The organism is Streptomyces sp. ADMS (assembly GCF_033441795.1).
In the GTDB taxonomy this organism is placed as follows: Bacteria; Actinomycetota; Actinomycetes; order Streptomycetales; family Streptomycetaceae; genus Streptomyces.
In genome coordinates this window covers 108,103-119,432 of the sequence record NZ_JAVFVX010000007.1, presented here as the reverse complement: position 1 = coordinate 119,432, position 11,330 = coordinate 108,103, and the positions used below count along the sequence as shown (strand labels likewise).

Annotated in this window: 9 protein-coding genes and 1 pseudogene; 5 read left to right on the top strand and 5 right to left on the bottom strand. The window is 71.7% G+C overall.

Annotated features, from left to right (window positions below; all coding sequences use genetic code 11):
* Both RB628_RS05320 and RB628_RS05315 read right to left on the bottom strand, forming a co-directional pair.
* On the bottom strand, nt 1-1,039 hold a 1,039-nt coding region (locus RB628_RS05320; protein WP_318319093.1), incomplete at its 3' end, for a hypothetical protein.
* Between the two features lie 88 nt (nt 1,040-1,127).
* Nucleotides 1,128-2,303, bottom strand: a complete 1,176-nt coding sequence (locus RB628_RS05315) for a PP2C family protein-serine/threonine phosphatase (RefSeq protein ID WP_318319092.1) — start codon at nt 2,301-2,303, stop codon at nt 1,128-1,130.
* Between the two features lie 99 nt (nt 2,304-2,402).
* Here RB628_RS05315 and RB628_RS05310 point away from each other — a divergent pair, with 99 nt between their 5' ends.
* Complete coding sequence (locus RB628_RS05310; protein WP_318319091.1) at nt 2,403-2,888, top strand: hypothetical protein; 486 nt, start codon at nt 2,403-2,405, stop codon at nt 2,886-2,888.
* A gap of 43 nt (nt 2,889-2,931) precedes the next feature.
* Here the strand turns inward: RB628_RS05310 and RB628_RS05305 are convergent, their stop codons facing one another.
* Complete coding sequence (locus RB628_RS05305; RefSeq protein WP_318319089.1) at nt 2,932-3,384, bottom strand: SH3 domain-containing protein; 453 nt, start codon at nt 3,382-3,384, stop codon at nt 2,932-2,934.
* A 164-nt stretch (nt 3,385-3,548) separates the two neighbouring features.
* Between RB628_RS05305 and RB628_RS05300 the strand changes: the two genes are divergently transcribed.
* A complete protein-coding gene (locus tag RB628_RS05300) occupies nt 3,549-4,487 on the top strand; it encodes a hypothetical protein (RefSeq protein WP_318319088.1) in 939 nt (312 codons plus the stop codon).
* Here the strand turns inward: RB628_RS05300 and RB628_RS05295 are convergent.
* Complete coding sequence (locus tag RB628_RS05295) at nt 4,393-5,769, bottom strand: PLP-dependent aminotransferase family protein (protein ID WP_318319087.1); 1,377 nt, start codon at nt 5,767-5,769, stop codon at nt 4,393-4,395. The genes RB628_RS05300 and RB628_RS05295 overlap by 95 nt on opposite strands.
* 100 nt (nt 5,770-5,869) lie before the next feature.
* Between RB628_RS05295 and RB628_RS05290 the strand changes: the two genes are divergently transcribed.
* Entirely contained in the window at nt 5,870-6,679 is an 810-nt protein-coding gene (locus tag RB628_RS05290; protein ID WP_318319086.1) for an alpha/beta hydrolase, read from the top strand.
* A gap of 741 nt (nt 6,680-7,420) precedes the next feature.
* Nucleotides 7,421-8,380: a LysR family transcriptional regulator gene (locus RB628_RS05285; RefSeq protein ID WP_318319085.1), complete on the top strand. Its 960-nt coding sequence runs from the start codon at nt 7,421-7,423 to the stop codon at nt 8,378-8,380.
* 20 nt (nt 8,381-8,400) lie between these two features.
* Here RB628_RS05285 and RB628_RS05280 read toward each other — a convergent pair whose 3' ends face one another.
* Nucleotides 8,401-10,470: a PhoX family phosphatase gene (locus RB628_RS05280; protein ID WP_318319084.1), complete on the bottom strand. Its 2,070-nt coding sequence runs from the start codon at nt 10,468-10,470 to the stop codon at nt 8,401-8,403.
* A gap of 298 nt (nt 10,471-10,768) precedes the next feature.
* Between RB628_RS05280 and RB628_RS05275 the strand changes: the two are divergent.
* Nucleotides 10,769-11,330: pseudogene (locus RB628_RS05275) on the top strand (Toxic cation resistance protein); the annotation flags it as partial.

Sequence of the window (11,330 nt, the reverse complement as noted above, 5' to 3'; positions counted from 1 at the left end):
CCTCCCCGGCGGGAAACAGTGCCCCTTCAGGGCGGAACGGCGCCTCCCCGGCGGGGAACAGTGCCCCTTCGGGGCGAGACGGCGCCTCTTCGACGGGGAACGTTGCCGCTCCGGGGCGAGACTGCGCTTCTACGGCGGGAAACAGTGCCCCTTCTACGGGGAACGGCGCCCCTTCGACTCGGGACAGTGCCTCTTCGAGAGGGAAGGTTGCCTCTTCGACCGGGCCCGTTGCCTCTCCGGCTGTACCCGGTGTTCGAGGACGAGGCCCGTTCAGCGCCGTAGGGGGGTCTGGGGGCGCAGCCCCCAGGGATGGGACGGGTAGGGGCGGCGGGGGCGAAACCAACCCGGCGTCAACCCCCGCCCCGCCCCCCGCAACCGCATCCCACGCCAGCACCACATCCCCGTAAGCCGCCCCCTCCGACGACAACCGCCCGAGCGCCTGCTGATGCAACTGCCCCGCATCCGGCCGGTGCCCGCTGCGCAGAATCGTCGCGACCGTCCGCATGTACGCCGGCACGGCCACCGCCCGCCGAGGCGGCGGCGGAGCCACCCTCCCGTACACGCTCACCCCCCGCCCCGCAGCGAACGGCCGCCCGGTGACGTACTGCCACGCGGCGGCATCGGCGTGCAGGTCGAGGAACAGGGTCGTGGTCCCCGGCGCCCGCAACCGCAGCTCCTCCGCGATCCAGTGCCACGGGAACGCGGTGTAGCGGACCGTCGCGGGGGTCGTACGAGCCAGGGCGAGATGCGGAAGGTGCTGTTTGCGGTCGAGTTGGATCTGCCCGGTGAGGTAGACGGTGAGCGGCCCGGGGGCCACCGCGGCGGCACGCAGCCGGGTGAGTACGGCCTGCGGCTCCAGCGGATCGGCGAGTTCGACGACGTTCGCGGTGTCGGTGCCGGCCAGCACGGCGGGGGCGACGGCGGCGAGAACGGGCAGCACGGACGCCGCGTCCACGAGACAGCCCTTGCCCACGGGCGAGGCGGCAAGCAGCAGCGCGGTTCCGGTCGTTGAGCCGATTGATCCCGTCGCCCCTGCCACGGTCCCTCCCCTCACGTCGGTCACATGCCTAGGCAGCACCGTAACCGGTGCGACTGCGAAGGGGGATTGCCGGTAGGGCTATGGCCCTCTATGAACGACTTGTACCGGACGGTGCTCCCGCCGCACGCACCGCGAACACCGTGGTGTCGTCGGCGAGACGCCCGCCGCAGTGCCGCAGCGTGCCGTCCCGTACGTACGCCACGAGGCGCTGCGGATCGGCGGTCCGCGGATCGGCGGCGACGGCATCGGCGACGCGTTCACGCAGCGGGAAGAACGCCCCCTCGGTGTCCCGGGCCTCGGTGACGCCGTCGGTGACGAGGAGCAGCGTCTCCCCGGCGGCGAGCGGCACCCGCACCACGGACGGCAGCCCGCCGTCGCCCGGGGTCAACTCGCTGAGCCCCAGCGGGAGTCCGTCCCCCGGCGGCAGGCTCCGCACACCATCGGGGGACACGATCAGGGAAGGGTCGTGCCCGAAGTTGACGACCTCGGCGACGAGCCCGGCCCCTCGCTCCAGGGGAAAGCCGATGAGGACGGCCGTGGCGAACCGGTCGCCGTCGCCCCGGCCGACGGCCGCCCGGTACCGGCCGTGCCGCAGCATCCGTACCTCCAGGCGTTCCGCGACGGCCGCGAGCGCCGGTTCGTGGTACCCGGCCTCCCGGAACGTGCCCAGCAGGGCGGCGGCGGCCTCGACCGCGCCGAGCCCCTTGCCCTGGACGTCACCGATGAGGACCCGGGTGCCGTGCGGGCCGGGCTGGATGTCGTAGAAGTCGCCGCCGACGCGGGCGACGGCGTCGGCGGCCAGATAGACCGCAGCGTGGTCGAGACCGCCCCAGCCCGGCGGCAGCGGGCGCAGCACCGTACGACGGGTGGTCTCGACGACGTCCCGCATGTGCAGCATGCGCCGCTCCCCGCGCAGCCGGACCGCGCAGGCGAGGACGGCGAGCAGCCCGCCGAGGGCGACGAGGATGAAGTCGGGCAGCCCGGTCTGGTACTGGTGCGGCCAGGCGCCGTCGACGACGACATAGGTGCCGAGGGACAGGACGGCGAAGACGACGGTGCCGGCCACCCGGCAGAGCGCGGCGGCGATCCCGGGCACCAGCACGATCCAGGAGATGATCCGGAACTCGCCGGTGGTGTTCCAGTCGAGGACCGCGATCCCGATGAGCAGCACCAGCGGCGGCACCCAGCCGGCGCCGCGCGGGACGGAGACGGGCGACGGGAAGGCGGAACTATCGTCCGTGCCCACCGGGCGCACCGGCCTCATGGAACCCAGCGAAACACGGCCGGCGCCCTCTGTCGACTTGCCAGTGGCCCTCCCCAGGTGTGCTCTGGAGGGCGGGGGCGAGAAGTGAGGAGCACGCTCATGGCTCACACGACGTCCGGTTTCCCCGGCAGAGCAGGCACAGCAGGCAGAACGGGCACAGCAGGCAGAGCGGGCGGAACGGGCAATGCCACGCTTCCCGACATCTTCAGCGCCCGGACCCACCTGGCCACGCACCGGGCACTGCCCGTCGTCCTCGGGCTGGTCTACGGCTTCTGGGCCGCGGCCAACCGGCGCGACGGCGGTCCCATCACCGGCTGGAACGTCCTCTTCGGCTTCGTGAGCGCGCTGGCGTTCATGGCCGTGCTGATCGGCGTACGGGCGGTGGCACCGCGCCTGAAGCGCGAGCTGCACGCGGTGACGTGGGGCGCGTTCGCGGGGATCGCGTTCGGGTTCCTGTACAGCCAGACCGGGGCGAGTGTGCTGCGGTCGACCGGGAACGCGCTGGCGGTCGCGGCGTCCGTGGCCGCGGTGCTGTTCTACCGCTACTACACGCACGAGGACGCGGCCGGCCAACGGGCGGACTGACCTCAGCCGGTCCCAGCCGGTCCTCCCCAGCCGGTCTCAGCCGTCAGCCGAAGGTGAAGGTGACGTTCCAGGTGAAGCTCCACGTACCCGAGGCGCTCCAGTGACCGTCGTCCTTCCCGTCCTTCCCGTCCTTCCACTCCGGGCACGGGTCGGTGCAACTGGGCACCGACCGGCCTCCGGTGTCGATGAACGTGGCGCTCGCCCAGGCGTTGGCGCCGGACAGCCAGTACCAGTGCGGGTTGCCGCGCACGGTCTGTCCGACGACCGAGCACTCGACACGGCCGTGGCTGCCCGGTGTCAGCCGCCCGACGACGCGCGAGTCGGTCGTCGGCTGCTGTCGCAGGTTCAGCTCGCCGGCGGAGACGACGGTGCCCCGGACGCCGGAGCCGTCGGAGCCGGCCGGCGCGGACGCCATCGCCGTGCCGGCTGGTACGGCGAGGATTCCGCCGGTGAACAGGGCCGCGGTGATGGTCCGCAGGGTCGGGGTGGTGCGCATGGCCGCCTCCTACTGCCCGAAGCCCCCCATGTCTCTCCCCCAAACCAGGAAACACCCGTTCGGGTGAGCGCTCCACCGGAGGCACCACCGCGGAGGCTTGTCCCGCACGCCCATATGCAGTCAACCGGCTCGCGTTTCCCACCCCCGGACCCTTGCCTGGAGGAGTGTCCACCCGCCTCCGGAGTGCCCTGTCGGCCGTCCTCACCGCACTCGCGTGCCTTCTGCTGCCCTTCGGCGCGCTCTCGGCGTGGGCGGCGTACGGGCTCGCCGACACCGGCCGGTACGTCACCGCGATGGCGCCGCTCGCCGAGAACCCGTACGTCCAGGACGCGATCGCGGACAACCTCGGCGCCGGGATCGTGCACGTGATCGACGTCGGCCCGCTCGAAGACACCGTGAGCCACTTCGTGCAGGACGCGGTGCACTCGTTCACCCGCACCGAGGCCTTCCGCGCGGCGTGGGACACGGCGAACCGCGCCACCCACGAGGCCGTGCTGCACGCCCTGCGCAACGACCCGAACAGGTGGCAACGGCAGGGCAGTTACGGCGGCGAGGGCGCCGTGACCATCGACCTCGCCCCCGTCACCGCCCAGGTCAAGCGTCAGCTCACCGACGACCATGTGCCCCTGGCGAACCACATCCCCGTCGCGCACACCGAGGTCGCGGTGCTGCCGGCGCAGGATCTCGTACCGCTCCGGAAGGGATTTCGCGTGCTCGAAGTCGCCGGTTTCTGGCTTCCGGTGACGGCCGGTGTCCTCGCCGTCACCGGGATCGCGCTGGCCGTACGGCGCCGCCGGGCGATCACGGCGACCGCGCTCGGTACGGCGCTGGGCGGGGCGCTGCTCGGCGTCGCGCTCGCGATCGTCCGCCGCCTCACCCTCGCCGACCTGCCGCCGGGTGTCTCCGCGCCCGCCGCCGGCGCCGTCTACGACGCACTGACCGCCACCCTGCGCACCGTCTCCTGGCTGCTCCTCGCCCTGGGCCTCGCCGTCGCCCTCGGCATGTGGCTCACGGACCGGTACGGCCGCGCCGGGCGACTGCGGCGAGGGTCCGCAGCGCCCGTGCCAGTTCCGGTTCCGGAGCCGACGCGAGCCCGAGTCTGACGGCGTCCGGTGCCCGCTGCGGACCCACGGCGAAGGCGCCCCCGGGTGTGATGGCGATGCCGTGCGCCGCGGCGGCGGCCGTGAAGGTGTCCGCCCGCCACGACGCCGGCAGCTCCCACCAGGCGTAGTAGGCATGCGGATCGGACCGCACGGTGCCTCCGGCGTCCGCCAACTCCCGTGCCACCAGCCGCTGTCGACGCGCCGCGTCCAGCCGCTTGGCGGCCACGAGCCGCGCCACGGTCCCGTCCTCGACCCACCGCACACCGGCCTCCAGCGCGAACCTCCCCGCGCTCCATCCACCCGACCGCACGGCCGCCGCGACGGCTTCCGCCCGATCCGGCGGTACGACGAGAAAGCCCACGGTGAGCCCGGGCGCGACCCTCTTGGACAACCCGTCGACGACATGGGCCAGTTCGGGAACGTGGGCGGCGAGAGGTACCCCCGCGGCCCTTCCCGGGTCAGCCCTGTCCGAGTCGACGAGGAACGACCAGATCCGGTCCTCCACCACCGACATGCCCAGTTCCCGCAGCACAGAAGCGAGTTCACGCTTCCGCCGCTCTCCCGTCGTCACCGATGTCGGGTTGTGCAGCGTCGGCTGGACGTACAGCGCGGACAGGGGAGCCGTGCGATGGCCAGCGGTGATGGCATCGGGGCGCAGACCGTCCTGGTCCATGGCCAGGGGGACGAGGGTGATGCCGAGGCGGGCGGCGATCTCCTTGACCAGCGGGTACGTCAGCGCCTCGACGCCGACCCGGCCGCCCGGCCGGACCAGGGAGGCGAGGGCGGCGGCGATCGCCTGCCGGGCGTTGCCCGCGAAGAGGACGCCGTCGGGGTCGGGCCGCCAGTTCCGGGTGGCCAGGAGCCGGGCGACCGCCGCCCTGGCCTCGGCCGTGCCGGTGGCGGGAGCGGGGCGCAGCGCCTCGGTGAGCACGTCGGGCCGCAGGAGGGGCGCGAGCGCCGGAACGAGAAGCTCGGACTGGCCTGGCGCGGAAGGGTAGTTGAGCTCCAGGTTGACCGTCGTGGCCCCGGCGCTCAGCGTTGGTTCGGCGAGCGCCCGCCCGGTGGGCGGGTGCGGCGCGGCCCGGACGAACGTGCCGCGTCCGACCTCGCCGACGACCAGTCCCCGCCGCACGAGCTCGCCGTACACCCGCCCGGCCGTCGACCCGGCGATCCCGCGCCGCCGTGCGAACGCCCGCTGTGGAGGCAGCCGTTCGCCGGGGCGGAGCCGTCCGGTGGCGATGTCGTCGGCTATCCGGTCGGCGAGGCGTCGGTAGTCGTCCATGAAGTACCCCCGTACGGAAGCGAATTGCCGTCCCGGCGGATTGCACCGAGAGCAAAGATCTTATTGCACCGAGGAGTCGAGTCGATCTAGGCTCTTCCGCATGCCCCCTCTTGCACCTCTTACACCTCATACACCCTTTGCACCCATTACCCCTCTTACTCCTCTTGCTCCTCTTGTCCTTGTGCACGGCCACCCCTTCGACCACACGATGTGGAACCCGCAGATCGAGGAGTTCTCGGCTATTCGCCGCGTCATCGCCCCCGACCTGCGCGGCTACGGCACCTCCCCGGCGGCCCTCGACGCCATCACGCCGCTCTCGCGGTTCGCGCAGGACATCGAGGAGTTGCTCGACGACGCGGGGGTGGAGTCGTGCGTGCTCGCCGGGCTGTCGATGGGCGGCCAGATCGTCATGGAGTGCTGTGACCGGTTCCCGGAGCGCGTCCGGGGCGTGGTCCTCGCCGACACCTTCCCCGCGCCGGAGACGCCGGAGGGACACCTCGCCCGCAACGCGATGGCGGACCGGCTGCTCGACGAGGGCATGCGCGGGTACGCCGACGAGGTGCTGGAGAAGATGGTGGCCCCGTACGCCGACGCGAGCGTCAGGGCCCACGTCCACCGAATGATGACGGCCACGGACCCCCGGGGCGCGGCGGCGGCGCTCCGGGGCCGGGCACGGCGCCCCGACTACCGCCCCCTGCTGACCAGGCTCACCGTCCCGGCCCTGGTCGTCGTGGGCGCCGACGACCACTTCACCCCGGTCTCGGACGCCGAGGCCATGCACGCGGCCCTCGCCGACTCCACACTCCGGGTGATCGAGAACTCGGCGCACATTCCCAACCTGGAACGGCCCGCGGAGTTCAACAAGGCCCTGGCCGACTTCCTCGCGACGCGGATCGACACGGCAGCCTGAAATCGCCGGGGCGCGGGGGCCGGATCCGGTGCGGCCGACCTCGGCTCGGCCGACTTCGTGGTCGGGTGCCGAGCGGCCGACGCCGATGCCATGCCCCCCGTACCGCGGCTGCTCGCCTTCCCGCCCTGGTCGCTCGCGCCCACCCTCGCCGTCCCGCTGTCCGCGCCGGTCGTGGACGTCACCCTCCACGAGACCCCTCCACCAGCGCGGATGAGCCCGCCGAGTCCCTTGCCTGTCCGACGGATAATGAGTCCATGTCCCGCGAGTTCCCCATCGGCCTCACGCCTCCCGACAGGAGGTGGCGGCGGCGAGGGCGGAGAAGGGGGGCGCGGGCCGTCCCTGTGCAGAGGGACGGCCCGCGCCGGTGGGGGGTGGGGGCTATTGGACTATTGCGCTACTGGGGGCACTGGGGCTACTGGAGGCACTGGGGCTACTGGAGGCTTCTGGGGGCTGGCGCAGGGCCGCCGCGCGGCCGTTTCCACAGCTGGTTCACGCGGGAGCGTCCGGCCCGACGAGGTCGCGACACCGGACAGGGGCCTTCGCATCGATGACTCCTCGGGTGGGGGCGAGTCGGTCGGTCGTACCGTGAGTGTCGGTGTCTGTGCGGCGGCTGTGATGATGGCAAGTCGCGATAGCACAGCCCTATCACCGCCCCTGTGCGTCTGTCGGAACGCGGGTTTCCGGCCTAGGGTCGGATGGCATGGACATGTGCATGCGCATGATTCTCGTGGAGCTGGTCGCATGGAACTAGAGGTGAGGCACCTCCGGGCGCTGTGCGCCATAGCCGACACCGGCAGCCTGCACCGGGCAGCCCGCCAACTGGGCGTGGCACAGCCCTCGTTGAGCACCCAGTTGCGCCGGATCGAACAGGAGCTGGGCGGCGAGCTGTTCACCCGCACCCGGACCGGCTGCCGTCCGACGCCACTCGGCCGGATCGTACTGAGCAGGGCCCGCCCGCTGGTGGCGGAGATGCGCTCACTGGTCACGGAGGCACGGGCCGCCGCCGCGGACTGCCCGCAGTTGCGCATCGGCTCGACGGGCAGCCGGGCCCTGTCGGGCTGGCTGCGCCGACTGCGCGAACGCCGGCAGGAACCCACCCTCCGCATGGACGTGTCCTCGAACGCGCTGCTGCGCATGGTCGCCGACGGTCAGCTGGACGTGGCGTTCGTGCACGAGGTGGAGGGCTGTCCGCTCCGGATCCCCGACAGCCTGTGCCTGCGCGTACTGGTCGACAGGGAACCCCAGTTCGTGTCCCTGCCCGCCGACCATCCGGCCACCGCGAGACCGGTGGTCCACCTCTCCGAGCTGGCCGGCGACCGGTGGATGGTGGACGAGACGGTCGACGGCGAGTTCGACGCCGTACTGCGCATGCTGCGCACCGCCGGCCTCAACCCCCGTGTTCTGCACGGCGATTACCACACCACTGCCACGCTGGTGGCGACCGGCGAGGTCATCAGCGTCTGCCAGCCGACCTGCCTGCCGCGCCCCGAGATGGCGGTACGCCGGCTGCACGGGGACCCGCTCGGCGTACGGCTGCTGCTGGCGGCCCGTACGGAGACGGATCTCGACGGCGTGCATCCGGCGCTGGCGGAGGCGTACGGGGAGGTGGCCCGGCAGGCGCCCGCGTACCAGGAGTGGCTGGAACAGGGTGCCGCGGCGACCGCGGCACCCTTATCTGTCCCAGCCCTCGCCCTCCCGTAGGCCTTCGGCCCCCTCGGGACTCAGACGCCGATGTCGCAGCCGTCCTTGCGCCACACGGCGACGACCGACGGGCGGACGTAGGTGCCCGGTCCGTCGGGCCACGTGCTGGCGGGCTTCTCCACCGAGGCACCGTCGATCTCGCCCGGGTGCTGCACGGCGACCAGCACCTGCCGCTCCCCGATGACCGGACCGCAGGTCTCGGCACCCTTGGGTACGGTCAGGAACTGCTTGAGCTCACCGCGCCGGGCACCCTTGGTGGCGACCCCGAACAGGCCGTCGTGGGAGCCGAGCTGCGCGCCGTCGGTGGAGATCCACAGGTTGCCGTGACGGTCGAAGGCGACGTTGTCCGGGCAGGAGATCGGACTGACGTCGTCCTTCGGGAAGCCCGCGAAGTAGGTGGCGGGGTCGTCCGGGTCACCGGCGACGAGGAAGAGCGTCCAGACGAACGAGGTGCTGTCGGCCCGGTTCCACCGCTCGGTGAGTTCGAGAACCTGTCCGTGCTTGTTGAGGTTGCGCGGGTTGGCCTCGTCGGCGCCGGCGAAGCCGGTCTTGCCTCGGTTGGTGTTGTTGGTGAGGGCGACGTAGACCTTGCCGGTGACCGGGTTGGGCTCGATGTCCTCGGGCCGGTCCATCTTGGTCGCGCCGACCTTGTCACCGGCGAGCCGCGTGAAGACGAAAACCTCCTCGGCGGTCATGCCGTCGACGTGCGAGACGGCGCCCTTGGCGGTGGCGGTCGCCAGCGGAATCCACGTACCGCTGCCGTCGAACTCACCGTCGGAGGGCAGCTTCCCGGTACCGTCGATCTCGATGGCGGGGGAGTCACCGGTGAGCTTGGCGACGTACAGCGTGCCCTCGTCGAGAAGGGAGAGATTGTGCTCACGGACGGAGCGGGAGGACCCGTGCCGCATCCGCTTGCTGCTGACGAACTTGTAGAAGTAGTCGAAGCGCTCGTCGTCACCGGAGTAGGCGACGGGACGCCCGTCGGAGGTCAGCCGGATGGTGGCACCCTCGTGCTTGAAACGTCCGAGGGCGGTGTGCTTGCGGGGCGTGGAGGAGGGGTCGTAGGGGTCGAACTCGACGACATACCCGAACCGGTGAACCTCGTTGGGCTCCTGGGCGACGTCGAACCGCTTGTCGAACCGCTCCCACTTGCGCTCGCTGGCGCCGGTGCCGATGCCGTAACGCTTGTCCGTGTCACGGGAGGCGTTGGCGAAGTACTGGTTGAAGTTCTCCTCGCCGTGGAGGGTTGTCCCCCACGGGGTGGTGCCGCCGGCGCAGTTGTTGAGGGTGCCGAGGGCCTTCCGCCCGGTCGGGTCGGTGGAGGTCTTGAGGAGATCCGACCCGGCGGCCGGTCCCGTGATCCGGAACTCTGTGGTGGCGGTGACCCGCCGGTTGAGCGGGTGGCGGGGTACGGGGGTGAGTTTGCCGGTCCGCCGGTCGCCCTCGACCACGACGGCGGACAGCCCGTGCGCGGCCCAGGCGATCTCGACCTGCTCGCGGGTGGGGTTGGCGGCGTCGTAGCCGCGGAACATCAGGATCTCGTCGGTGTACTCGTGGTTGGCGACCAGGAGCTTCTGGTTCCCGTGGAGGGGGAGCAGGGCGAGGAAGTCGTTGTTGTACCCGAACTGGCCGGCCTGCGCGGCGGCGGTCTGCTTCTCCGGGTCGAAGGCGGGGGCGCCACGGAGTATGGGCTCGCCCCAGCGGATGACGACGTTCTGGCTGTACCCGCCGGGGACTGTGACGGCGTCAGCGGTGTTGGGCTCGACGGCCGTGAAACGCAGCCCGCGCGGCACGGAGGAGGAATGTGCGTGGGAAGGGCGGGAGGCGGAAGTGGCCGCTTCCGCACCCTGGGCGCCGGCGACGTTCACTGCGGCACCGGTGGCGGTGGCCACGGTGACGACGGCGGCGGCGCGCACCACGGAACGGCGGCTGAGGGCCCCGGCGATCACATCGCCGACGTACTCGTTGGAGCTGGTGTTGGGAACCTCGTGGAAGCAGGCGTCACCACACCGGAAACGGCAGGTCATCGCGGACCGGCCGCCAGGATGCGATCCGGACGACGTTCCGATCAACGGCAGTAGTTTGCGCACTTTGCTCTCCCCTTGGTGTCCCCATACGTGCCTTTGGTGTCAGCGTGACGCTAGAAGGGCGCGGGTGCGGGTGCGCAGCCTCTGGGTGAACGGAGGGTGAACTGTGGCGGCGGTATCGGAATGAGAGAGGCCGATACCTGGCGTGAGGGCGGGGCGCGAGGTTGGCGCAGTGGCGCCCTTGACGGCCGTCGGGTTCCGTGAAAGACCCTGCCCAAGATCGCCTACTCGGCCCGCTAACCTTACGTGTCCGTCCTGGCCAGGGATTGACGGGCTACAACTCACGTGAAGGGTTGCGCACATGGGCATTCTCACTCTCCTGCGGAACGCGTTCGGCAAGTCACGCAAGGGGCGTGACGCCGAGGCGGCGCCCGCGCGGGAGGCGGAGTCGGCTCCTCAGCAGGAGGCCACCGAGCCGAAGATTCCTGCACCGTCCCCGGAACCGACCCTGCCGGAACCCCCGAAACCCGCGGAGGCCTCCATCCCGGCGCCGACGCGGGAACCCGCCGCACCATGGGTGGCGGACGACCTGGTCTCAGCAGCCTTCGACAACGTGACGGTACCCAAGCCGACAAAGCCGGCGGACGGGGCCGGGTCGGAGAACGAGGTCGAGACGAGGGCTGAGGCTGAGCCGGTGACCGAGCCGGTCGCCACGGCGGTGGCCGAGGCGGAGGCGAAGGCTGAACCGGTCGCCGAGGCTGAGACCGAGCCGGTCACCGAGGCGGAGTCCGAGCCGGGGGTAAAGGCGGAAGCCGAGCCAGTCGTCGAGGCGACGCCGGAACCGGCGGCCGAGGTCGTCCCCGAGCCGGTGGCCGCCGCCGAGGAGCCCACTCCGGAACCCAAGGCCAAGCCCACCACCAAAG